Source organism: uncultured Tateyamaria sp. (assembly GCF_947497045.1).
GTDB lineage: Bacteria > Pseudomonadota > Alphaproteobacteria > Rhodobacterales > Rhodobacteraceae > Tateyamaria.
In genome coordinates this window covers 376616-399029 of the sequence record NZ_CANMEU010000001.1, presented here as the reverse complement: position 1 = coordinate 399029, position 22414 = coordinate 376616, and the positions used below count along the sequence as shown (strand labels likewise).

Annotated in this window: 22 protein-coding genes; 9 read left to right on the top strand and 13 right to left on the bottom strand. The window is 54.6% G+C overall.

Annotated elements, in window-relative coordinates; all coding sequences use genetic code 11:
- Window positions 1–27 precede the first annotated feature (27 nt).
- A complete protein-coding gene (locus Q0859_RS02215) occupies window positions 28–1041 on the bottom strand; it encodes a site-specific integrase (protein ID WP_299147248.1) in 1014 nt (337 codons plus the stop codon).
- Between the two features lie 703 nt (window positions 1042–1744).
- Between Q0859_RS02215 and Q0859_RS02210 the strand changes: the two genes are divergently transcribed.
- The 7 genes from Q0859_RS02210 (at window position 1745) to Q0859_RS02180 (ending at window position 11824) form a co-directional block, all read left to right on the top strand.
- Window positions 1745–2422: a helix-turn-helix transcriptional regulator gene (locus Q0859_RS02210; protein ID WP_299147247.1), complete on the top strand. Its 678-nt coding sequence runs from the start codon at window positions 1745–1747 to the stop codon at window positions 2420–2422.
- Complete coding sequence (locus tag Q0859_RS02205; RefSeq protein WP_299147245.1) at window positions 2419–5142, top strand: DNA methyltransferase; 2724 nt, start codon at window positions 2419–2421, stop codon at window positions 5140–5142. Before Q0859_RS02210 ends, Q0859_RS02205 begins: the two co-directional genes overlap by 4 nt.
- A complete protein-coding gene (locus Q0859_RS02200; RefSeq protein WP_299147244.1) occupies window positions 5139–5972 on the top strand; it encodes a hypothetical protein in 834 nt (277 codons plus the stop codon). The genes Q0859_RS02205 and Q0859_RS02200 overlap by 4 nt, the downstream gene beginning before the upstream one ends.
- Window positions 5973–6008: 36 nt before the next feature.
- Window positions 6009–8063: a DEAD/DEAH box helicase family protein gene (locus Q0859_RS02195; protein WP_366523170.1), complete on the top strand. Its 2055-nt coding sequence runs from the start codon at window positions 6009–6011 to the stop codon at window positions 8061–8063.
- Window positions 8056–9246, top strand: coding sequence for a GIY-YIG nuclease family protein (locus Q0859_RS02190; protein WP_299147241.1), 1191 nt, complete (start codon window positions 8056–8058; stop codon window positions 9244–9246). Before Q0859_RS02195 ends, Q0859_RS02190 begins: the two co-directional genes overlap by 8 nt.
- A 139-nt stretch (window positions 9247–9385) precedes the next feature.
- On the top strand, window positions 9386–11047 hold the full coding sequence (locus Q0859_RS02185; protein ID WP_299147240.1) for a hypothetical protein: 1662 nt from the start codon (window positions 9386–9388) through the stop codon (window positions 11045–11047).
- 225 nt (window positions 11048–11272) lie between these two features.
- Window positions 11273–11824 (top strand): recombinase family protein, encoded by a 552-nt coding sequence (locus Q0859_RS02180; protein WP_299147238.1) that lies wholly within the window; start codon window positions 11273–11275, stop codon window positions 11822–11824.
- Window positions 11825–11867: 43 nt separating this feature from the next.
- Here Q0859_RS02180 and Q0859_RS02175 read toward each other — a convergent pair whose 3' ends face one another.
- The 5 genes from Q0859_RS02175 to Q0859_RS02155 all read right to left on the bottom strand — a co-directional run bounded on the left by Q0859_RS02175 (window position 11868) and on the right by Q0859_RS02155 (window position 15273).
- On the bottom strand, window positions 11868–12671 hold the full coding sequence (locus Q0859_RS02175; protein WP_299147236.1) for a metallophosphoesterase: 804 nt from the start codon (window positions 12669–12671) through the stop codon (window positions 11868–11870).
- Window positions 12672–12676: 5 nt separating this feature from the next.
- Window positions 12677–12868: a hypothetical protein gene (locus Q0859_RS02170; RefSeq protein WP_299147234.1), complete on the bottom strand. Its 192-nt coding sequence runs from the start codon at window positions 12866–12868 to the stop codon at window positions 12677–12679.
- Window positions 12869–12905: 37 nt separating this feature from the next.
- Window positions 12906–13472: a metallophosphoesterase gene (locus Q0859_RS02165; protein ID WP_299147233.1), complete on the bottom strand. Its 567-nt coding sequence runs from the start codon at window positions 13470–13472 to the stop codon at window positions 12906–12908.
- Between the two features lie 182 nt (window positions 13473–13654).
- Window positions 13655–14512, bottom strand: a complete 858-nt coding sequence (locus Q0859_RS02160) for a hypothetical protein (protein WP_299147232.1) — start codon at window positions 14510–14512, stop codon at window positions 13655–13657.
- Window positions 14509–15273, bottom strand: coding sequence for a hypothetical protein (locus Q0859_RS02155; RefSeq protein ID WP_299147231.1), 765 nt, complete (start codon window positions 15271–15273; stop codon window positions 14509–14511). The genes Q0859_RS02160 and Q0859_RS02155 overlap by 4 nt, the downstream gene beginning before the upstream one ends.
- 145 nt (window positions 15274–15418) lie before the next feature.
- On the opposite strand from Q0859_RS02155, the gene Q0859_RS02150 reads away from it, so the two are divergent.
- Window positions 15419–15634, top strand: a complete 216-nt coding sequence (locus Q0859_RS02150) for a helix-turn-helix transcriptional regulator (protein WP_299147229.1) — start codon at window positions 15419–15421, stop codon at window positions 15632–15634.
- Window positions 15635–15642: 8 nt separating this feature from the next.
- On the opposite strand, the gene Q0859_RS02145 is transcribed toward Q0859_RS02150, so the two are convergent.
- The 5 genes from Q0859_RS02145 to Q0859_RS02125 all read right to left on the bottom strand — a co-directional run bounded on the left by Q0859_RS02145 (window position 15643) and on the right by Q0859_RS02125 (window position 20627).
- A complete protein-coding gene (locus Q0859_RS02145; RefSeq protein ID WP_299147228.1) occupies window positions 15643–16929 on the bottom strand; it encodes a type II toxin-antitoxin system HipA family toxin in 1287 nt (428 codons plus the stop codon).
- Window positions 16929–17177 carry a helix-turn-helix transcriptional regulator gene (locus Q0859_RS02140; RefSeq protein WP_299147227.1) on the bottom strand — a complete coding sequence of 83 codons (249 nt, stop codon included), beginning with the start codon at window positions 17175–17177 and terminating at the stop codon, window positions 16929–16931. Before Q0859_RS02140 ends, Q0859_RS02145 begins: the two co-directional genes overlap by 1 nt.
- A gap of 97 nt (window positions 17178–17274) precedes the next feature.
- The gene (locus Q0859_RS02135; protein WP_299147226.1) at window positions 17275–17940 is read right to left on the bottom strand and encodes a hypothetical protein; all 666 of its coding nucleotides are present in this window, start codon (window positions 17938–17940) and stop codon (window positions 17275–17277) included.
- Window positions 17937–19289 carry a plasmid recombination protein gene (locus Q0859_RS02130; RefSeq protein WP_299147225.1) on the bottom strand — a complete coding sequence of 451 codons (1353 nt, stop codon included), beginning with the start codon at window positions 19287–19289 and terminating at the stop codon, window positions 17937–17939. The genes Q0859_RS02135 and Q0859_RS02130 overlap by 4 nt, the downstream gene beginning before the upstream one ends.
- A gap of 237 nt (window positions 19290–19526) precedes the next feature.
- Complete coding sequence (locus Q0859_RS02125) at window positions 19527–20627, bottom strand: helix-turn-helix domain-containing protein (RefSeq protein ID WP_299147224.1); 1101 nt, start codon at window positions 20625–20627, stop codon at window positions 19527–19529.
- A 402-nt stretch (window positions 20628–21029) separates the two neighbouring features.
- Here Q0859_RS02125 and Q0859_RS02120 point away from each other — a divergent pair, with 402 nt between their 5' ends.
- On the top strand, window positions 21030–21782 hold the full coding sequence (locus Q0859_RS02120; RefSeq protein WP_299147223.1) for a TIR domain-containing protein: 753 nt from the start codon (window positions 21030–21032) through the stop codon (window positions 21780–21782).
- A 43-nt stretch (window positions 21783–21825) separates the two neighbouring features.
- Here the strand turns inward: Q0859_RS02120 and Q0859_RS02115 are convergent, their stop codons facing one another.
- Together Q0859_RS02115 and Q0859_RS02110 are read right to left on the bottom strand one after the other, a co-directional pair.
- Window positions 21826–22116 carry a HigA family addiction module antitoxin gene (locus tag Q0859_RS02115; RefSeq protein WP_299147222.1) on the bottom strand — a complete coding sequence of 97 codons (291 nt, stop codon included), beginning with the start codon at window positions 22114–22116 and terminating at the stop codon, window positions 21826–21828.
- A 12-nt stretch (window positions 22117–22128) separates the two neighbouring features.
- Window positions 22129–22410, bottom strand: a complete 282-nt coding sequence (locus Q0859_RS02110) for a type II toxin-antitoxin system RelE/ParE family toxin (RefSeq protein ID WP_299147221.1) — start codon at window positions 22408–22410, stop codon at window positions 22129–22131.
- Between the last annotated feature and the right edge of the window lie 4 nt (window positions 22411–22414).

Below are 22414 nucleotides of genomic sequence, written 5' to 3'. Positions count from 1 at the left end.
AATCCTGCCGGGGTTGCCAGCACTTTTTCAAGCATTTGATTCTCCTGTCTTTTTTGGTTGAGTTGGAACTTTGGTCGCGGAAGTTGGAACTTTTTGTTCTGTTTCCGTGCCGGTGAGCACCTTTCTTTTGTTGAGGCCGCGAATGTAGCGCTCGATTTCGGAGAGGCTTTCATGCCCTGTCCATGCGCCGATTTGAACTGAGTTCCCGCCTGCTTCGGCCAAGGCCTGCGACCGGCTTTTTCTCAGACCATGTGCCGTCCGACCCTGGATGCCAGTCGCCCGCGCTTTGGCTGCAAACCATTGTCCGGCAGCCTTCACGCTTCGCGAGGTCCCGAAGGCAGTGGTGATCCAGGTAATGTGTTTATCAGACCGCGCATCCAACGCCGCACGAAGAAACTGAAGATCGCTTTGCATGTCCGAGGCGAAATCTGGCAGAGGTCGGCTAAATGGAATTGCAACCTCGCCGCCAGTCTTCTGCTGATTGAACACCAGCCAGCCTTCCTGATCGACATTGCCCTGACCGAGCCGGAAGGCATCCGAAATTCGAGCGCCAGTGAAGAAAATAACCTCGAATGCAAGACGTTCCGATGTCCCAATAGGCCAGTGCGTACGGAAAGTCGCAATCTCATCCTTGGACCAGGGAACATGGCCGTCTGACTTGGGGACGGGTGATTTCTTCACATTTTGAGCGGGGTCTTCAATTTTGTAGATATCTTCAAGCCACTTGCCAAAAGCGCGCCAGACTTTGAGACGGTTATTTCTTGCATGCCCAGAGAATTTGCTGAGTGCTGCCTCGACATGTTTGGTACGGAGGTCTCGAACCAGTCCTGTTCCATGGTTTCGGCGAATTTCATCCAACATTCGACGTCGGGAGGACCGAGTTTCATCAGAAAGAGCCGCAAAGCTGTCGGACGCGAGGTATCTGGGGACAGCTAGCGCGAGACTGCCTTGCCTTGGCCGAGGATAACTTGGTGCCTCGCCACCTGAAGCCGCCGCGTACGCGTCAAGAAAACGCTGATCATCCGGAGGCAAATCAGGCATGGCAATGCCCTTCTGACCTTTGGGGCGATAGTAGTACCGAACATTGCCGCTTGGAAAGCACCCGGACGGATTGAGATGTTTCAACTTTATGTACACCCAAATGCCTCATCACAGCTGTTTGTTGGGTTCCAGTCTGAACCCGATACGGTCGGAAGTTCCGCAAGGGCGCTATCAAGTTCCCAACGCAGCCAGACAGCAACACCGTCCGCATCGCGCCCCGGTGGATAAGTACCATTTTTCACAAGTTTGTCGAAATGTCCGGCGGAATGACCGCAATACCGCGCAGCTTCGGCGCGGCGCAATGCGGCACCCCAATCCGTATTTATGCGCGCATGCTTCATTCTCTAGCCTTCTTCGCCAGTTGCCTTGGACTGGACCGCTGATCCTTCTTTCTGATCAATTTCGGGCCTACCTGGTTCGGTGAGTGCTTCGATATGTGACGGCAAAAGGAGCATCAAATGCCCAAGCTGGCGGTAGTTCCCGGTGGCACGTGCCTTGGAGCGAATAAGGCGAGGTGACACATGAACTCCATGTCCCGCCAGATGCTTGCTCCACTCCTCGGGCGTTTGGCCTAGACTAAGCAATTCGGACACTGATTTTCTCCATTCCTTGCAACTTCTTACATTTATGCGCGGGCCCGCTTTACAAACAAGCTGAATCTGATCAAGGTACAAAAACCGGAACTATAGGACCGATTTTTGTGATGAGCTTTAAGCTACCCCCTGATGATCGCTCACCCGAGCAACAGCACGCGGATGAACAAGCGGCGATGCAGGCAATGATCGATGATCAAACGCTCGCCGAGGCTCTGAGCGTAAGGGTCCATGAAAACTTAGAGGCGTTCCGCAAGAAGCGGAAATTCAAAAAGGCAGAAATGGCCGAGATGATGGGTGTATCAGCGCGAAGTTACTACATGTACGAAACGGGCAAACGACCGATCCCATCAAGTGCTCTTGTCCAACTTGAAGCATTCACCGGGGCAGACTTGAACGAAGTTCTGCTGGGTGGTTCTAAAGCTCCGAAGCACGATGAGATCAGGTTCGTTGTTGATGAAGCGATAAAAGCGCTCTGTTTTTTGGGCAACAATTACAAAGATATGCCGATGACGACCAAACGGGATGTCTTAGACCAGATGTTCAAATGGCAGCGTAGTGGAGAAAGGGCGCGGCCTGACGATATCATCGAAGCCGTTAAATCCGTGACAAGGTACAAGTATCATCACGAAGATCTGCCGGCGCCGCCGTTCTGGGAAGACTATGGCAAGGATCAGGAAGCCTACGAACGTGACATGGCCGAATGGGATAAGATGGTCGCGGAGGATCTCCCTCCCGACGAAGACGGTGATGACCCGGCAGATAACAGCATGGCGGCTGACAAATGAACGCCGTAGAGATCGAAGAGGCCATATCGGCTTTGGCCGAGCAGCCATTCCTTGCGGAAGAGTTCCCATTCGCCTTCTTGGAAGCATTTGGGAACAAACAGACCACGATAAAGCGGCTGCGCAGCGGCGCATCCAATAAATCTGACTTGGATGGCGTGCTTCAGACCAACAATATTCACATCAAGACCTGCCCGACAGGTGGGGTCACGAAGACCCTGGAGCAATTGAAGGCCAGTCCGGCCACAACAAAAGCCAAGGCGAAATTCATCCTTGCCACCGATGGTGAGGCGCTTGAAGCCGAAGATCTGAGCACAGGGGAAACCATCGCCTGCGCGTTCACCGATTTTCCCGATCACTTCGGCTTCTTCCTGCCGCTCGCAGGCATCAGCACCGTCAAACAAATCCGCGAGAGCGCCTTCGACATCAAGGCGACAGGACGGCTCAACCGGCTCTACATCACTCTGCTGAACGATAACCCTGATTGGGGCAAAGCTGAGCGTCGCCACGACATGAACCACTTCATGGCGCGGCTCATCTTTTTGTTCTTTGCCGAGGATACATCGATCCTGAACGGTGAGGACCTGTTCACCGCGACAGTCACGCAAATGAGCGCCAAGGACAGCTCCAACACGCATGAAGTGATCAGTGAGCTGTTCCGCGCGATGAATACTGCGATCGAGGAACGCGCGACTGCGGATCTACCCCGATGGGCCGATGTATTTCCATATGTGAACGGCGGGCTGTTTTCGGGCAGCACGGACGTACCACGTTTTTCCAAGATCGCACGCAGCTATCTGCTTCATATCGGCAGCCTTGACTGGACGAAAATCAACCCGGATATCTTTGGCTCGATGATCCAGGCCGTGGCCGATGACGAAGAGCGCGGCGCGCTTGGCATGCACTACACATCCGTGCCGAACATCCTGAAGGTGCTCAATCCGCTTTTTCTCGACGACCTTCGCGAAAAGCTAGAAGAGGCGGGCGACAACCGTCGTAAGCTGCGCAACCTTCGAGATCGCGTTGCCAAGATCAGGGTGTTCGACCCGGCTTGCGGATCGGGCAACTTCCTTGTCATCGCTTACAAGGAAATGCGGGCGATCGAGGCCGAGATCAACGAACGGCGCAACGAAGCTGACCGGCGCACAGAAATACCGCTGACGAACTATCGCGGGATCGAGCTGCGTGATTTCCCTGCCGAGATCGCGCGGCTAGCTCTGATTATCGCCGAGTATCAGTGTGACGTGACCTATCGCGGGCAAAAGGAAGCGTTAGCGGAATTTTTGCCGCTCGACGCGATGAACTGGATCACCTGCGGCAACGCCCTGCGACTTGATTGGCTGACCATATGCCCGCCAACAGGGACCGGAGTGAAGCATCATGCCGACGACCTTTTCATGTCTCTTGTGGATCAGGCCGAGATCGACTTCGAGAACGAAGGCGGGGAGACATATGTCTGCGGCAATCCACCCTATATTGGTGACAAATACCAGACCAAAGAGCAGAAGGAGGACTTGAACGCACTACTGCCAGGGAAGAAAAAAGTTCGGGCAATTGACTATATCTCTGGATGGTTTTGGAAGGCTTCAGATTTCATAAGAACAGGCGGCTGCTTTGCATTTGTGTCCACGAATTCAATCTGCCAAGGGGTTCAGGTCCCTTTGGTCTGGCCTCGAATTTTTGAAAACGAACAAGAAATATTCTTTGCACATCACAATTTTCTTTGGGGGAACAACGCAAGCAACAACGCCCAAGTCACTTGCATCATTGCTGGGGTGGCGGCCAAAGGTGAGCGGAGCAAAACAATCTACGGTTCTGACTTTCAGAAGTCTGTTGAGAGCATTAACGCGTACCTGACAGAGAGCGCAAACATCATTGTGCTGCGCGCATCTGAGCCAATTTCTGATGTTTCGATCATGTTTGGTGGAAACATCCCGCGCGACCAAGGTAATCTATTGCTTTCGTCCGATGAGAAGAAATCGATACTGAAAGCCTATCCAGAAGCCTCCCAACTTATCAATCCGATCGTTGGTTCATCTGAGTTTATCAATGGTCTTCAAAGGTACTGCCTTTGGGTGGAGGATGACCAAGCGGAATTAGCATTTTCCATTCCGCCAATAGCGGAACGCTTGGAACGAGTGCGTGAATACCGCTTGAATGGCAGTGAGCGCGGGAAGGCGGGCCTCAAGACACCTTACAAGTTCGAACGGACGATTATTGGAAAAAACGCCACTATCGTTGTTCCAAGCGTTTCCTCTGAGAGGCGGGAATATCTGCCATGTGGCCTGTTGGCCCCGGACGTGCGTATATCCAATCTTGCGCTCGCTCTATATGATGCACCAGTTTGGAAAATGGCTTTGGTCGCTTCGAAGCTGCATCTTGTTTGGGTGAAAACTGTCTGCGGGCAACTCGAAACTCGTCTCCGTTACTCCAACACTATGGGTTGGAACACTTTTCCCGTCCCCAAGCTGACTGAGAAAAACAAGGCAGACCTGAACCGTTGTGCCGAGGGAATCCTTCTAGCACGCGAGGCGCATTTCCCTGCCACTATCGCCGATCTCTACGATCCCGAAAAGATGCCCACAGACCTGCGCGCCGCCCATGATCGCAACGACGAGACGCTTGAACGCATCTACATCGGCCGCCGCTTCCGCAACGACACCGAACGCCTCGAAAAGCTGTTTGAGCTCTACACCAAGGTGACCAAGGCGGTGCCTGCATGAGTAGCCTGACAGACATCGAGAAGCGCTACATCGAGAAGCTTCTGGAAATGGGTGGAGGCTACGTGCTGGATTATTCTGACGCCAGCTATGGCGAATTCTTCAAGCGCCATGGGATCAATATTCATGGCCCAAAGTACCAAACTTATGGGACTTCCAAAGGCAAAAAGATGCGGTCTTTCTGGGAGCAGGAGTCAGATACCGTTGTCGGAAAAGTGCTGTCCGAGATGATGGATTCTTATGAGGCGGATTGCGAATTAAACGGGCGCGTGATCGACCGGCCAGTCCTAAAAAAAGGTCGCGGTATCGCAAATCGGCTCTTGGGAAAGAAAGCGAAGCCAACTGATGCGCCAACCGAAGAGACTTTTCTGGATCGTGAGTTCGCCGTTCCTAACATCGCAAGGTTGCCCGTTGATGCCCCAGTTGTTCCAATCATTGAGGCAAGGCTGAACGAAGCGCGGACGGCATTGAAAGCTGGAGCGAACCTATCCGTGATCTTCCTCTGCGGTAGCGTGCTGGAGGCTGTTATTCTGGGCACGGCTCAGAAAGAACCATCAAAGTTCAACCAAGCCAAATGCAGCCCTAAGGCAAGTGATGGTCAGACAAAACGCTTTCACGAGTGGAGCCTCGCGCAACTTATTGATGCCGCATGTGAAATCGGGCTGCTTAAACCCGACGTGAAAAAGTTTAGCCACGGGCTCCGAGATTTTCGAAACTACATCCACCCTTACCAGCAAATGGCATCTGGCTTCTCACCAGACCAACATACAGCGAAGGTTTGTTTTCAGGTATTAAAGGCGGCTATGGCGGATATAGCAGGGGAACGGAAATGATTGATGTAAATAATAATTTTTTGAAAGTTGGCATAAATGGTTAGCACAAGGACCGTTCCCTCAGTTTCTGTTAGCTACGCACAGAACGGGAACTCGACGAAATCAAACGAGCTGGGCATGCGCGCGATGCAGGAACGCGCCTATGAGAAGCGGGGCGAGCAGTATCTTCTAATCAAGTCGCCGCCTGCCTCGGGTAAGAGCCGCGCGCTGATGTTCATCGCGCTCGACAAGTTGGCGAACCAAGGGATCAAGCAGGCGATCGTCGTGGTGCCGGAAAAGTCGATCGGTGCGAGCTTCAATGACGAACCGCTGAGCAAGTTTGGTTTTTGGGCGGATTGGACGGTCGCGCCGAAATGGAACCTGTGCAATTCGCCTGGGACAGACGGCGGCAAGGTCAAATCGGTCGCAGCCTTTCTCGAGAGCGGCGATCAGATACTTGTCTGCACCCATGCCACCTTCCGCTTTGCCGTGGAAAAGCTTGGTGTGGAGGCGTTCGATGATCGGTTGATCGCTGTGGACGAGTTTCACCATGTTTCAGCAAGCGAAGACAGCATTCTTGGCAAGCAGCTCAACGACTTCATCGCGCGTGACCGTGTGCATGTCGTGGCTATGACAGGCAGCTATTTTCGCGGTGACGCCGTGCCGATCTTGTTGCCTGAGAACGAAGCCAAGTTCGACACCATCACCTACACCTACTATGAGCAGCTGAACGGCTACAAATATCTGAAAACGCTCGATATCGGATATTTCTTCTACTCAGGTTCCTATGCCGACGACATCCTGAAGGTGCTCGATCCTGCCGAGAAGACCATCCTACACATCCCAAGCGTGAATTCGCGTGAGAGCACGAAGGACAAGCATCGCGAGGTTGAGCATATCATCGACGCCTTAGGGGACTGGCAGGGCACCGATTCAACCACCGGCTTTCAGCTTGTGAAGACGCCTGAAGGGCACGTGCTGAAGATCGCTGATTTGGTGGATGATGAGGCTGTGAAGCGCGACAAGGTATCGAGCGCGCTAAAAAATCCAGCTCAGAAGAACAACCGCGATCATGTGGATATCATAATCGCCTTGGGTATGGCCAAGGAGGGCTTTGACTGGATTTGGTGCGAGCATGCGCTGACAGTCGGCTATCGCGCCAGCCTAACCGAGATCGTGCAGATCATTGGCCGCGCCACCCGTGACGCCAAAGGCAAATCCCGCGCCCGTTTTACCAACCTGATCGCTGAGCCAGACGCTGCCGAGGCAGCCGTCACGGAGGCGGTGAACGATACGCTGAAGGCGATCGCTGCCAGCTTGCTCATGGAGCAGGTGCTTGCCCCGCGCTTCAACTTCACACCGAAGAGTCCAAAGAACGGGCCGGTCGAAGGCTTCGACTATGGCGAAGGCGGCTATGACCCGGCCAAGGAGAATGTCGGTTTCAATGAGGCAAGCGGTCAGTTCCAGATCGAGATCAAGGGACTGGCAGAACCCAAGAGCAAAGAAGCCGAGCGCATTTGCCAGGAGGATTTGAATGAGGTGATAACCGCCTTTGTTCAGGACAAGACGACGATCGAACGCGGGTTGTTTGACGAAGAGCTGGTGCCCGAAGAGCTAACACAAGTGCGCATGGGCAAGATCGTCGGGGCGAAGTTCCCTGAACTGGATGCCGAGGATCAGGAGGCCGTGCGTCAGCATGCGGTTGCCGCTCTGAACCTGACCCAGAAGGCCAAAGAGATTGCGCTTTCCGTGCCTGATGATGAACAGGTGAGTAGTAACACGGCGCTGATCGATGGCGTGCGAAAATTCGCGATGGACGTGCGCGAGCTCGACATTGACCTGATCGACCGGATCAATCCGTTCGGCGAAGCCTACGCGATCCTGGCCAAGACCATGAGCGAGGAAAGCCTGAAGCAGGTGCAGGCGGTGATCTCAGCAAAGAAGATCCAGCTCTCCCCCGAGGACGCTCGTGATCTAGCGCGCCGCGCTGCTAAGTTCAAGCAAGAGCGTGGACGCTTGCCAGATATCACCTCGCCCGATGCCTGGGAAAAGAAGATGGCAGAGGGCGTCGCTTACCTTTTGCGCATGAAGCAGGAGGCAGTTAATGGCTAAAGAGTTCACCCAAGAAGACGATGCGCTGCTGGCTGAGCTTGGCGTCGAGGTCGAAACCACGAACGCCGTCACGCGCACACCCCGCGAAGAGCGCATCATCGCAGGATTTGAGGAGATACAGCGCTTTTCTAAAGAACATGGCTCCGCACCACAGCACGGCGAGGAGCGTGATATTTTCGAACGTCTTTACGCAGTCAGGCTAGACCGTATTCGCGAGCTTCAAGAGTGCCACGAGTTGGTCCAGCCTTTGGACGGGTCTGGGCTTTTGACAGGCGCAGCCAAAGCGCCATTGGCTAGCGCAGAGGAACTCGACGATGATGCGCTACTGGCTGAGTTGGGGATCGAGGTTGAATCCCCCCCGATCACGGAACTGAAGCACGTTCGATCGACTGCTGAGAAGAAGGCCGCAGAAGAGGTGGCAAACCGCGACAAGTGCGAAGACTTCGACACCTTCCAACCGCTCTTTGAACAGGTGCAGAAAGAGCTGGATAGCGGCCTGCGTAACACGCGGCCTTTCGAGATGAAGGCTGAAATTGAGAAAGGGCGCTTCTTTATCGTTGGAGGCCAAAAAGCCTACGTCGCAGATAAGGGTGAGACGACAATCAACGACCAAGGGCGCACAGATGCACGTTTGCGCGTGATCTTCGATAACGGGACCGAGAGCAACATGCTCATGCGATCGCTTCAGCGTTCTCTGAACAAGGACGAGGCAGGACGGCGGATCACCGAGCCGACCGCGGGCCCCTTGTTCTCCGATCAGACGATCGACGGTGATGAAGCAAGCGGAAGGATCTATGTGCTGCGGAGCAAGGCCAATCATCCGCTTGTCGTGGAGAACCGTGAGCTGGTGCACAAGATCGGAGTGACCAACATGAGCGTGGAAAAGCGCATCGCTGGCGCTCACCTTCAGCCTACTTTTCTGATGGCAAATGTAGAGATCGTGGCGACCTACGAACTCTACAACATCAACCGAACGAAGCTGGAAAACCTGATCCACCGAATCTTTGAACCCGCACGGCTTGAAATTGAGATCCCGGATCGCTTCGGGCGACCGGTTATGCCGCGCGAATGGTTCCTGGTCCCGCTCTTTGTGGTCAAGGAAGCCGTCGAGCGGATCAAGGACGGGACGATTTCTGGATACAGATACGATCCAAATAGTGCCACTTTGCGGAGACATTTCTGAGTCGCTATGTCTTTCCCATTTTACTTCAAGACACTGACAAAATTGCCAATTTATCAAACGATTGGGGTACTTTCGGACTATTTACACCTCCACACCATCGACACCGACATTCACATTTCTAATAGGGATAAACAGCTAAATGAGCCAAGATGATTACGACGACGAACTACGCTGGCGTCTCGAAACTTTGAAAGTGATGTTTGAGGACGGCAAAATCAAAATTGCCGAGCACCTTGCCGAAGGTGTTGAAGAAAGCCTCTCCAAGGTTCGTTACGGTTTAGATGGAAAGATTGACCTCTCAACTGTGGACGGTCGCATTCGATCAATGGCCTTGATGGCTGCCCATGCTGCACAACGAGACCAAGCTAAAGGCGCTATTTCGTTGTCCGACATATCCGGGATGTATTTTGAATTTGTTGAAAAAAATCTTGGTTTTCTGACTGAACTAGCTGCTTCTAGCGGATTGGACGCACATCAGTTCGCACGGGCAGCAACCCGCCACGAAGACTTCGTGAAAGATTTTTCCCCTCAGATACCTGCCTTTTTGGAGGCACTAAAAGATTTCTGGTCGAACGTTGCGGATTCAGCTCATTACCACATTCAAGATTTGCAAGGCACTAAAGCTGTTTTTGGTGGCGATCTTTTCCCAAGTTATCAGAAAAATATTGTGAGTACCGCTGGTCTATACATGGATACAATCGTACTGAGCGATCCATTCTCGCAGAGCCGTCATATTTTCGAGGGTGCGGGTGTAGAGCGGCAAATCTACTACCTAGTCAAACACATACTCAATGTTCTTAATTATAAGGACCTAGCTACCGCAGATTTTCCTAATCCTATCGTCGCTTTCGCTCCTTTCAGATCATCGATTGACGAGGGTGAAGGAGAATTTTTGAAAGAGGTGTCGACAAAGGATGGGTTAGTGCATGCAAGTCATTTGTTTGGAAGACAGTTTTCTGACTCAGATGAATTGTGGGCTTACGTCGATAACCTTCAGACACCAGCATCGGTGGTCGCAGCCTTAGCTGATCCCGAACGCTTAATCTTTGATACAGACTGGACTGGCAGTTTGGAGGAGCAGATCACACGATCTCTTGACGGGGATTGGAACGAGTTAATTGGTGGTGATCCTCATGCTGGCAAACTTGTTGTAGGTCAGAGCTTCGGCAGAATGGGTCAAGCGACGGATATACTTCTGAAAAGCCGGTATCTTTCAGGTATTCCCCTTATAGATGCACCTACATCATGGAAGTATTTCAACTGGAAGCTGCAATACAATTCCGCAATCTCCCCAGAGGATAACGCGAACCTACATATGGTCCAAGGTTTACAAAGAGCGGCCACCACTGACGAAGAGTGGCTAGGGAAAATCCCCCCTGAAGCACTTATTGAGATGCGAAAGGAAGGCGCATTCGATGAGATCCGAGGCGTTCTTTCGGTCGGCGTCGACAGCTTAGCTCAAGCCAACCCGGACAACTTCTTTCGTTCAAGCGACCAGATAGTAGACAATATTCGAGACGCGTTCGACAAACACATCGCCGAGGTCAAAGATCTACGGAAGAAGAAGGTTAGGTTTGCTGGACATGACTTAGGTTCAATGATGGTGGCTGGAGCAATAGATATAGCATCAATTGCGACGGGCTTTGGCAGCTTTGGAGCGGCAAGCCTAGCTGTCAATCAACTAGTTGATACACCGAAACTTCGAGAAATCCCTGAACGTTTTCGAAATCTCAAAAATGCCCATATAGAATTGAAAAAATCCCCAATGGGCCTACTATTTGCCCACAAGCCCGGGACTTGATGGTTGCTGAATATAGCTCGCGTTCCATGCTGCAAGTGCGTAGGCTCTATTGTCCATATTGACATGGGGCGCAAAAATCTGACCCTTCCGCTTAGCTGGCCAAATGGTCTAGGGAGGTGATTGCTGGAAGCAGAGGCGTGCATAAATCAAGACTTCTGCACGCGCCCGCTGCCCTAATAGTATCAAGCACTTGGAGCGTGCAGAATTCGCGTGCATAATTTCCAGATGAAAATGATCGGTTATGCGCGCGTTTCCTCTTCCGGCCAGACCCTCGATGCTCAGCTCGAACAGCTGGTGCAAACTGGTTGCGACAGAGTCTTCCAAGAGACAGCAAGCGGCGCGCGCGGCGATCGACAAGAGCTAAAGCGAGCCCTTGCGGCCCTTGCCGCAGGGGATGTCTTGATCGTGACACGGTTGGATCGGTTGGCGAGGTCAACGCGCGATCTGTTGGAAATCGTCCACGCCATGGAAGAACAAGGAGCAAAGTTGAGGTCCCTCGCCGACCCATGGGCAGATACGACCACACCTACCGGAAAGCTCATTCTCACTGTTCTTGGGGGTCTTGCTGAGTTCGAGCGATCCCTGATTGCCGAACGCACGGCAGAAGGCCGCACACGAGCCAAGCGCGCAGGAAAACGATTGGGGCGGCCTCCAAAGCTATCTGCGCATCAACGAAGAGCGGTACTTGCCATGCGCGAACAAGGCCAGGACAACGCCGAAATTGCGCGGACGCTTGGGGTATCTAGATCGACGATTTCCCGGATCATGAATGTTTGAGACACTAGATGTAGCACGTCTGGGACCGAGCACTTCAGTTAAGTCAAACCTCTAAGTAAAAACAGCTATCAAACCTCACTTCTTCACCAGGGTAACCCCGCTGGTTCGTTACAAAGCGGATCGGACCCTGATTACCTTCGATTACCAAATTCTTGCCCTCATGGCTGTGCCCCCATACCCAAGTGTGGATGTCGAAAGCGCGAATTTTGCTCCAAAGGTCGCAGGCAAAACCATTGTTCATCGCCCGCTTGTCCTCCCCTCCAATTATACGCCAAGGGGCGATCAATTCTCGCACTGGCAGATGGTGGGTCATGACAACGCTGGGGCCGTCGTGCGGTTCACGGAGCGCACTTAAGATCGCAGCTTTATCCTGTGCATGGCGCTCCAACATATCGTCGATGGTGAAGCGTATTTTGGGCGCGGTGCGGATCGCGCGGTAGTCTTGCATGTAGGCAGACACCATTGTTCGGGCCAGATATTCGAACGGTGGATAGAGCGCCAAATCTGTCCAGAGGGTCGCGCCGATGATGCGCACGCCCGCGATCTCTGTTGCCGCGCCGTGGAGGACGCGGATGTCCAAGCCTTCGGCGTGCAGCTGAGTCAGCTGCACATTTTCCTGTTCGATTAAGTCAGACCAGATCGATCCATAAGGCTCATGATTGCCCCAGATCACGACGACAGGGCAGCCATACTTCCGCGCAGCCTGTGCCGGGATATCGAGGTGACGGCCCATGGTGTGCGTGTCGCCAGCGATCAAAACTCCGTCCACTGGGGTGGACAGGTCGGGCAGATCGAAGTCGCCCCAGAATTCATCATGCAGGTCAGACCAGACTAGAAAACGCGCCATCAATCTTACTTTCTCATGATCTCTGTGAAGCGCTTGGGATAAATCCATTGCTTGCCGTCTTTGGGTGCGCCCCATGGGTTACCGAACGCTTTTGCGGCGGGTGGCTCATCATAGGTCAGATCACGTGCATTTTCAGCTCGCCGCGCCCGTTTGTGCTCGGCTTTCTTGAATGGCTTGTCGCTTTCTTTTGTCGTCATCCCGCAGATGGGTGTCTTGCGATATGATCGGGACATCTCATATCTCCTTCGCGTTGTGTTCGACATCGGCCCAGTGCTTGTTCACAGGCAGCGTCTTCGCGCGGCGCGTGATGTCATCGAAGCGCACGGGCATAAAGTCCCAGACATCGACTCCAGCGTTGACGCTGTTGCGAGAGCCGCGCCAGTTGTTGTGGACATGACCGAAGATCTGGAGCGCGTCACGACGGGCGTGGTTCCAGGTGATCATCGGATAATGGCAGAGTGTATGCGCTTGCTTCTGGGGACCATCCCGAACTTCGGCCAGATGCGTGACGCTGGTCCAGGGTAACGCCTGCGTCGGTTCCAGATCATGGTTGCCAACAACCAGGTGCTTTTCCGCTCCCGGCAGTTTGTCGAAGAGCTTGCGCAGCCATTCGGTCTCCTTGGCCTTCGGTCCATGGGCAAAGTCGCCAATGATCCACAGCGCATCCTTCGGCCCAACCATGGCCCAGAGGTTCTGCATCAGAACCGCGTCCATATGGTTGGCCGAGCGGAATGGTCGGTTGCAGAACTTGATGACGTTCTCGTGCCCGAAATGCGGGTCAGCAGTGTACCAGTTGGTCATGTCTTTTCTCCGGCGTGCCCGATGGCGGCGGCGTCAGAGACAGTGCAAAGATGGACGGATCATCAGAGGCGAACGGCTCATAGCCGCCCGCCAATATGCGGGCGCTAGTCTGGGGTGATATGTTTGCGCTTGTTGATCATGCGCGCTTCATAGCGGGTTCTTATGCATGTGGCTATCCTTGATCACAGATCCATGTCCGAGGCTTCGACTTCTTGGCCGGTCAGGGCTTCGACGATTTGTCGATCAAGTTCCGCCATGTGCTGACGGCCGAGCTCGTAATCGACAAGTGAGAAGCCGATGAGCGTGCTGCCGGGCTCACCACGATAGGTGACGGTGAAGGTGGCGAGACAGCCGGTCTTGATCTCATTGTCGCGCGGATAGGCAAAGCGGTAGGACACGTCATTTCGGTAGTGCCGCGAGTTGCCGCACAGCTCGTAAGTCGTCCGGACGGTGCGCTGCCGACCCATCTCGGTACGGGTTTCCTCATGAATCAGTTCCCCAATCGCATCCAGGTTTTCAATGAAGCCCTCGGTGCTCCAGGCATAGGTCAGCGTCATGGTGCGCCCGTCGATCTCGACGCGGGACGGAGGACCATAACGTCCCTCGATCTGCGCCTTCAGTTCCAGCGGTTCGGGCAGCTCGTCGCTTGGTTGGCGCATAGAGCGGTGGATCGCCATCGGTCGTTGTTCCATCACATCGGACGATAGCATGGCCGTCACCTGATCTTGGTCCGCACCAGCGAGCCTGCCATTGACGCCAACATCGCCAATGCGCGTGAATTGCTGATAGGTGAACTCAAACACGTTGCCGTCAGGCGATTGTACCCGCAGAACTTCGCTCTCGCTTGTTGGAGCAGCTTCGCTGCGTTCTGCGTAGACGGCCAGAACACCGCTCAAGGGATCGCCCGGTTGCAGGCCGAGGATTTCATAGGGGTATGGGCGAGCTTCAGGTGCGGGGAGCGGCGTGAGTTCGTTCTCTGCGAAGGCAGGTAGCGCCATTGAGGCCAAAGCGACTCCAAATGTCAGCGATTTACGGATCATGCGACAGCCTTTCTTTTGATGGGGTAAGCTGAGTGGCCGTCGAAGAGCTCAAGGCGATGACCGTTTAAGGCAAACTCGACCTCAAAAGCTAAGCGCTGAACAGCGGTCCAAGCATCCTGTGCTTCGCGGTATCGGGCAAAACCGGGTTTGTCGGGCCGACAGGCAAGCGATGCGGTGAAGTGACCAATGTCGCCGTTGAGGATCTGGTCAGACAGCGCTTCGGCCGAGGGCAACTCAGAATGGAATACTGCAAAATGGCCGAAGGTGCGGCGCGTTTCAGTAGCCTCAGGTGCGCCGTTGCGGCATCCATTCACCAAACACATCACGTCTTCAGTTGGTCCCAGATATTCATCAATGCCGTCCAGAATGCATCTGGCTTCGAACGGACTGATCGCCGGTGCGATGACCAGTTCGGCAATGCCCAGAGCGGCAATCTGAGGTTCGCGAATGCGCGCTGCTGTGTCGATCAGCAGGATATCAATGCCACGCGCGTCAGCTGCGGCGGCGCAATCCTCGACCTCTCCTGGCGTCTGGCATTCAATCAGCTCCAACTGCGGTGGGCGGAACTTGCACGCCGCCATCTGCCTCATCCAGTTTTGAAGGGTGGATGGATGCGGACCGTTGGGATTGCAGCCCGCCTGATCGGTGCAGTCCATGACGGCGACCCGTTTGCCCTGCGCCAGAAAGCCACAGGCCAGCGCCATCGTTGCAATGGTGCGGCCAGAGCCGCCCTTATTGGCGAAGAAAGTGATGGTGTGCATCAGACGGGCCTTTCTAGAGATCAGCGTTGAGAGGATCATATCACCCCTATTTTGGGGGTAAACCCGTAATGGGGGTAGCCGTTTCGCTAAACTGAAAGCGAGACATTCATTGGCGGGAACCGTTCACACCGAGGCCTACAGGTATTTGCTGACCGCGCTTGTGGAGGAGCGTAGCAGCGCCGGTCTTTCGCAGGCCCAGTTGGCTAAGCGCATTGGTAAGCCTGCATCATTTGTGGGGAAGTATGAAGTTGGTGAACGCCGCCTCGATGTTATCGAGCTTTTGGTCGTGCTGAACGCCCTTGAAGCAAACACCTCAGACTTCGTTCACGAAATCGGCAAACAAATTCCTGAACGGCTTTGAATTTCGATCTAGACTGGCGATAAGGCTTGTGCCCGACCCGAAAGACTAGCTTCTACACAATTCAATAACGCAGCTGGGAAATCTGCGGGTAACTGGGTTTTGGTTCTCTCAGTCGCAGCGACAAGCTCATCAAGGATTTCGGCGATTACGCCGTTCGCTAAGTCCTGCCCAATACCAACCATCTTGGCAGTCTCCAAAAAGTGCCTGCGCACAACTTCATTGATCCGATAGTGGTTTTGATCGCCAACGCTCATCGCCAATCGCATGCGATTGTGCCGGATTTGACCATCATCGACCGCCTTCTGCGCCGTAAGCACGTCGTAGAGCGGCGTCATCCGAAACCCGCCGCCGGGGCGCAGCGCAATGCTGAAGTTCTTTGCATGGCCGTCCGTAGCGCCGAGAAGCCAAAACAACACCTGTGCCTTGAAGAAAGCAAGGCGATCCTCGTTCGGACGGTCACTGCCAGCCAACAGACGCATACCATCAGCGATGCCGGGGCCGCCGTCCATCTGGTATTTCTGGCTGGGCGGGATGCTGAGTGCTTGGCAAAAATCCTCTTGAGGCAGACGAATAAGCCGCCCATCGCGTGTCCAACGCCGATCAAAACGGGTGACCGAAAGCGCGCGAACGTCTTCAAAGTCCACGATTTCCACTTCGGCTACTTCCATACCCATCTCACGGCAGAACGTCATGCAAAGGAATTCATTTTCGACACTGTCTGACAGGTTGATGCCGTTTGGCAGTATGCCGAGCTGTGTCTTGAGAATGTGCGTTGTCGGCGTCATGCCGTGTGGCCTGATCCATTCACCGTCTTTGCGCAGCAATGCCGTCTTTTCCTGTGCGCCAGCCAGTGAAATTCGGAAATCGTCCTCTTCAATCCCTAGCGGAGCCGTTGCGAGGTTCCGAAGCAGTGCTGCAATCTGCGCGTTGGACACGGGTTCACCATCCAAACCCGTTTGTTCCACTGCGACGTCTTCGGTCACAAACTGCAGCGCGCCGACGCAATCACGACCAATCTTTTCCAGCATGCTGTAAGCGTCTGTACCACCCGCACCGACCTTGGCTGCAACCCGTTCTCGGATTGCTGAGTTGTCGGGAAGTAGGTTTTCCAGATAGGCGATGACCGGTGCGCCTTGGTGCGCTTGCTCTTGAAGCGGCAGGGATAGCGAAATGGGCAAGGCATGCTCCCACGCCAGCCATTCTTGCTCATATCGGAACGTGATCGCGCCACTGCGCGCCATGTCGATATCCCCAACCAACCGCCCATTCAGCAATGCTGTCAGCTTTCGGGCCATCAGAATATATCCTCGATGTCAGGCTGGTTCGCGCCGCGATCATTGATCCGAAATTCGAGATCGAGCGCCATCATGATTGCGAGGATCGTTTTGATCTGCGTGCCTGCGTCTCCGTTTTCGGCTGACGAGATTGTGGCCACGCGCAAGCCAGACCGCGCGCTGACGTCCTTTTGCGTCCATCCCTTGGCTTTCCGGGCACGCCGCAGGGCTGTTCCAATATGTTCTGGTGTGCGGGCGAGGGTTTCCATGGCGCTGCTCCTTTACGCTAGAGCGTATATGAATAAAAATTACGCCACAACGTATATTTCAGATAATTACGCTAAAGCGTAACAACATCGCCTATCTTCAGTCTGACAACCGATACATGCGACCATTCAAGTGCGCCACCTCAGACAGGCCCGCCGCCCGCCAGCGCCTCAACCGAGCGCCTTCAGGCACGACAATCACGGTACGACCACGAAAATCGACCAACTCGATGCCGACCCGGTCCCGAAGAGTGACGAAATGCTCAAGCTCTTGGCGAACGACATCCCTCTCTTCCGACAAAGAGGCCAGATCAGCCCCAATTTCAGTTAGCTGTTCAGCGGCAACTTCGCTTTGGCGCGCAAGATCAGCTTGAAGGTCGGCCAAGGCTGCTTCTCCCTCTTCACGCGCAACGACGATTTCCGCCGCATACCTCTCTCGCAAAAGCGAGGCCTCATTCTCAGCGGCGGCTTTGACCATGGCCCCAGACCAGAATGCAAAGGCTATAATCAGTATCGCCACAATGACTGCGGCAGTGACGCCAGCCCCGACGTACAACCAGAGCTGCCGGAGACGCCGTTCCAGTGTTGAGCTGCGTTCATCAATCAAATCTGTTCGTGTATTCAAATCGCGAACCGACACGGATGCCTGACGCACAGCTTCATTAAGTTCTTCAACGATTCGTTCCGCGTCACGCGCTGTTGCCAGGCTGTTCTCGCGACGCCTTGCTTCAAGATCTGCAATGCGGTCATCTAAATCCTTGGTCATGGCTCAATGCCTCCCGATTGTGGTCTCGCGATGGGCTTGAGGGCTTCCGAAACATGCTTCCGTTCGCTCTCTGCCTCCGAAGTGGACCGCGCAGAGGTCAGTTTGGTCCAGACTTTGCTGACCAACACGACCGCTTTTTGGATTATGGGCGCAATCTCAAAACGCTCCACATCTTGGGCCAGCTTGAGGTCGTCGAACTGCAATTCTGAACGTTTTTCATCCAAGCGCACTTTGCCCATCAAGACGCCGAGCAGCACGCGCGCAGTAACAGAGGCCACGCGTGAAACGGTTTCACGAACAATGGTCCGCTTTTCATGTTCAAACGCTGTGCGCGCAGCTTGCAGGTCGGAAGACTCACGATCCAGTTTCTGGGACTCTTCATCCAATTTTGTGAGGGCTCGCTGCTTGATTTGGGCACTTTCAGCTTTGGCTCGATCCAAGATCAGGCACGCATCTGCCTCTGCGTCACTCTTTGCCGACAATGCCTCTTCATAAAGCGCTTCGACTCGTGCCAACTTATCGGCAACCTCGACGGCCTTTTTATCCGCCTCGACATCGAGCTGGGCTTCCGCGTCGACGAGGGTTTCGACACGCGCCAGCATTTGACGATGCAATGCAGCATCGCGTCGCGCCTGTTCCTTGCGCTGCTTCCACTGCTCCCGCGACAAACGCTCTCGCTTGGGACCAACGCGGGTAAGACCTGCGGGTAGCCCAACTTCCTCAAAGTATTGATCCTGCAATTCTCGGCCTCGCGCGCGATAGGCGAGGTTACCAAGTTTGACCGCTTCTTTGGCGGGCTTGTTGCTTTCTCTGGCCAACGCTTCGGCCTCTTCTTTGACTTGCCAGGCCGGATTCAGATGACGGGCTGAGCAACTGGTATCGCCAAGAGGTAAGATGAAAGCATGGATATGCGGGTGTTCCTCGTCCATATGCTCGATCACGGATACGAGCCGATCGCCGAACGTGTCTTTGAGCCAGCGGACATTGAGTTCAACCCAACGCTCATATTCGTCACGCGCAGCCGCATTATCTGCGACCTGTGCCGTCAACAACGGATAGGAAGCCACTGCCGTCAGCAGGGTATGGCGGTCCTTTCGAATACCCCTGCGAGCGACTGTGCCATCCTTCAAGGTGGCCTCGACATAACCAGCGTCGATAATCTCATCGTGCTTTTCGCGTACTTCTTGCGGTGTCAGACCATAGATGATTTTCGGTGGCATTGGGCTTTCCACATGTATTGAAAACTCTGGTTCGCGCGCGGCTTCATCTAAGACCTGTTGGACACTTTGACCGATCTTGTTCGGTTTGCGTGAATAGCTTTGGAGATGTAAAAATTGAGGGCCGGACATGATCAGCGGCCCCAACAAAAGAAACGCAATACTGACCGACTATTGAGTTGATAAACAACTCGCCGGGCAAGGCGCTGCGCCCCTGCACCCAACCAAGCGGCTGCGCCGCCGGTCCCAACGGGACCGAAGCCGCCTTCAGCGGCTGCAACACCAGCCCGCGCCAGCCTTGTGGTGGGCGCGCGGTCTGTCGTCGCGAGGGCGACTCGATGGCAAATCAGGGGCTGTGGCTGCAATGAATCAACCACCATTGCTTTGCCCTTCATCGCTGCCGAGCAGTTCCCCGAGCAGGCTGTTGACGACCATGCCCTGGCGCGCCTCTGATCGTGCCATGCCAACGAACGCGGCAGCGGCATCCCTGACCCGGTAGGCGTCAGAGCGGTCTGCATTGCGATCGGCGATCATGAGGCACAGCGCGGTCCTATCCTGGCCCAACGCCCTGCATTGCCGCTGCCAGGTAACGGCGCTGATTCCAAGCTGATTGGCCCGATCTTTCGCAGCTGATTGGACCGATTGCCAGCTGAGGCGACCCCGGTTGTCGAGCGCATTCCAATATAACTCGATGATCTCCCGCAGTGGCGCACTGGCCAGCAGCGCCACTTGGGCAGCTGATGTGCGGACCGGCTGAGCATCATCCCGCCTCTCAGCCCTACAGGTTTTGTTAATATTTTCCTTACTTGTATTGAGCGCGGGTGAAATGTCGCACTGGTGGGACTTTTCACCCCTACCAATTTGCGCGGAAAAATCCTCCCAAACCGCTTCCAGTGCTTCGGCTACCTGCTGCAGCCTTTCGAAACTTTGAATGGTTGAAGGACGCCGATTGGGCAGGACTTCCGTAGCGGCTTCCATCGCACCACCGGAACAAAGCCTGCGGATGTCACCGAACAGCTTTTTGATCCGGCGGCGAAGCCGTTCGGCCTCTTCCTCTTCAAAGGCAGCCTTTTGAGCCGCAGCTTGAATCTCGACTGCCTGCGCAATCAGGGGGGCGAGATTGATCCCAAATTCATTCCCGATTTTCCCGCCTCTGCGGGAGCCAGCACGGCGACTGTGGTCTGAAGCCGTTTTCGCCAGCAGCCCTCGCTGGACCAGATCACTTTCGATGCGCGCGATCTGCCGCCGGTCCAGGCCTGCCTGCGCCGCAATCTTCGTGACCGACGTCCAGAAGCTGCAAATCCGGCCAGCGACAAAATCTTCGTCTATAGTGTTGGAGATTGCCACTTTCAGGTAGGCGGTTGCGCCCTTACTCAGGCCCAGTTGACGGCGACCGCGCTCGATCAATCCAAAGAACTGCCAACGCGTCATGCCGCTCGGTAAACCATTATGTGTGAGGTGCCGCATCATGCCCGCACCTCCCATCCTGCGCTTGCGGGATTCAGCAGATTCTGGTAGTCAGATGGGGCATTGAACTTTTGTTTGTCGTCGGATGGGGCTGCAACCCCTCCGGCGATTTTCTTTTTGAGGGTACTACCCTCGAAAAAGTTGGACCCCCACCTTGTAAGCCCTTGATTTCTTATAGCGGCGGAAGTTGGAACTTTTCCGACTAAGGCATTGATACTTCGAAATTCACCCCGTTCTGCCGGGGTCGCCAAAACTGCCTGAAAAATATGACTTATTTGCAAGGGGTTCTGCAGAAGCGTGCAGAAACGCCCGTTTCGATTTCCGCCGATTTCTCCGAAAACGACCGAAATCTCGTACAAAACCTGTACAAAATTCGTACGTCTGTGCGGCTTTCGGGGCGTTCTCATGAGCTGGCGGGTGGCGAATGCTTGTGCGGAGCGGAAGTTCGGGAGTGCGACGCGCAAGCAGATCATCATGTTCTTGGCGGACAAGGCGTCGGACGATGGGTCTGGCATCTGGTGTTCCAAGGGGACGATCCAGCGGCATACGGAGCTGGGCGAAACGACAGTCAAGCGGACGATCCGGGACTTCCTGAAGGAAGGCATCCTGGTCGAGACTGGCGCGCGGACCTGCAAGAACGGATTCACCGTCGTTTACCGGATCGATCTGGCAAAGGTCGAGGCCCTGGAGCCGACCGCAGAGCCTGAGATTGAGACGGGGGCCACAGTGGCCGGGGTACCGGGGCCACCACGGCCCCCAAACCCTCCTAAATGGGGCCTTCATAGAACAACAGACATTGAGTCTGTTGTTTGGCATCAGGATGTATTCAAACCAACCTCGACCGCTTTCAATGATCTGGTTGAAAGCACGAAAAAGTATGATTACGCGGTCTTCTGTATTACCGCCGACGACGAACTGAAGTACCGTGAGCAAGACGTCCTCGCACCCCGGGATAATGTCATATTTGAAGCGGGCCTTTTTATCGGTGCGTTGGGGGCAGATCGCGTGTTCTTAGTTGTTTCGACAGCTTCGGGGGCGAAAGTTCCAACCGATCTCAGCGGTGTGAATCTAGTAATGTGGAGGCCCCAAACTAGTGCCAATCTTCGGTCTGCTCTTGGTCCGGCAATAGTCGAGATCAAGGAGGCCATAGGTGTCTAGTCGCTTCTATGGCACATAGCACCTGGATTCGCCGTCTTATAGGTTAAGCAGCGATAAGAGGTTCGATGTTCGAAACATCAATCTCCTTGGCGGCCAAAGCCATGTCGTAGTTCGTCTGCAAATTTACCCAGTAGGCCGGGGTCGTGTTGAACACACGAGCAAGCCGCAGGGCCGTGTCAGGCGTGATCCCGGTCGTGCCCTTGATCAACCGCTCAATCCGCGTCCGAGGCACGCCCAGACGCCGCGCAAACGCGATGGCCCCAATCTCCAGGGGGTCGAGGTAAAGCTCTTTCAGGACTGCACCGGGGTGCATCGGGTCTTCAAGCAAGCTCATCAGCGTATCCTCTCAATGGTAGTCCACAATCTCGACATCGGCGGGGCCGTTCGGCGTCCAGACAAAGCAGATGCGCCATCGCCCGTTGATCCGCACGGAGTGTTGCCCGGCCCGATCCCCTTTCAGTTCTTCCAGATGGTTGCCGGGCGGGAACCGCAAATCCTCGACAACAACCGCAGCGTCCAGCGCCGAAAGCATCGCCCGCGTGCGCTTCACCAAGTCACCTGGGAAGCCTTTGCCATACTTCTCCTTCAAGGCGTTGGCGGCGAGTTTGCCCTTGGTGCTTTGAATCATAGAC

Bases quoted from the DNA above. Each gene is read 5' to 3' on its own strand.
- Q0859_RS02215 (WP_299147248.1), bottom strand. From the start codon at position 1,041: ATGCCTGATTTGCCTCCGGATGATCAGCGTTTTCTTGACGCGTACGCG.
- Q0859_RS02210 (WP_299147247.1), top strand. From the start codon at position 1,745: ATGAGCTTTAAGCTACCCCCTGATGATCGCTCACCCGAGCAACAGCAC.
- Q0859_RS02205 (WP_299147245.1), top strand. From the start codon at position 2,419: ATGAACGCCGTAGAGATCGAAGAGGCCATATCGGCTTTGGCCGAGCAG.
- Q0859_RS02200 (WP_299147244.1), top strand. From the start codon at position 5,139: ATGAGTAGCCTGACAGACATCGAGAAGCGCTACATCGAGAAGCTTCTG.
- Q0859_RS02195 (WP_366523170.1), top strand. From the start codon at position 6,009: ATGGTTAGCACAAGGACCGTTCCCTCAGTTTCTGTTAGCTACGCACAG.
- Q0859_RS02190 (WP_299147241.1), top strand. From the start codon at position 8,056: ATGGCTAAAGAGTTCACCCAAGAAGACGATGCGCTGCTGGCTGAGCTT.
- Q0859_RS02185 (WP_299147240.1), top strand. From the start codon at position 9,386: ATGAGCCAAGATGATTACGACGACGAACTACGCTGGCGTCTCGAAACT.
- Q0859_RS02180 (WP_299147238.1), top strand. From the start codon at position 11,273: ATGAAAATGATCGGTTATGCGCGCGTTTCCTCTTCCGGCCAGACCCTC.
- Q0859_RS02175 (WP_299147236.1), bottom strand. From the start codon at position 12,671: ATGGCGCGTTTTCTAGTCTGGTCTGACCTGCATGATGAATTCTGGGGC.
- Q0859_RS02170 (WP_299147234.1), bottom strand. From the start codon at position 12,868: ATGACGACAAAAGAAAGCGACAAGCCATTCAAGAAAGCCGAGCACAAA.
- Q0859_RS02165 (WP_299147233.1), bottom strand. From the start codon at position 13,472: ATGACCAACTGGTACACTGCTGACCCGCATTTCGGGCACGAGAACGTC.
- Q0859_RS02160 (WP_299147232.1), bottom strand. From the start codon at position 14,512: ATGATCCGTAAATCGCTGACATTTGGAGTCGCTTTGGCCTCAATGGCG.
- Q0859_RS02155 (WP_299147231.1), bottom strand. From the start codon at position 15,273: ATGCACACCATCACTTTCTTCGCCAATAAGGGCGGCTCTGGCCGCACC.
- Q0859_RS02145 (WP_299147228.1), bottom strand. From the start codon at position 16,929: ATGGCCCGAAAGCTGACAGCATTGCTGAATGGGCGGTTGGTTGGGGAT.
- Q0859_RS02140 (WP_299147227.1), bottom strand. From the start codon at position 17,177: ATGGAAACCCTCGCCCGCACACCAGAACATATTGGAACAGCCCTGCGG.
- Q0859_RS02135 (WP_299147226.1), bottom strand. From the start codon at position 17,940: ATGACCAAGGATTTAGATGACCGCATTGCAGATCTTGAAGCAAGGCGT.
- Q0859_RS02130 (WP_299147225.1), bottom strand. From the start codon at position 19,289: ATGTCCGGCCCTCAATTTTTACATCTCCAAAGCTATTCACGCAAACCG.
- Q0859_RS02125 (WP_299147224.1), bottom strand. From the start codon at position 20,627: ATGATGCGGCACCTCACACATAATGGTTTACCGAGCGGCATGACGCGT.
- Q0859_RS02120 (WP_299147223.1), top strand. From the start codon at position 21,030: ATGAGCTGGCGGGTGGCGAATGCTTGTGCGGAGCGGAAGTTCGGGAGT.
- Q0859_RS02115 (WP_299147222.1), bottom strand. From the start codon at position 22,116: ATGAGCTTGCTTGAAGACCCGATGCACCCCGGTGCAGTCCTGAAAGAG.
- Q0859_RS02110 (WP_299147221.1), bottom strand. From the start codon at position 22,410: ATGATTCAAAGCACCAAGGGCAAACTCGCCGCCAACGCCTTGAAGGAG.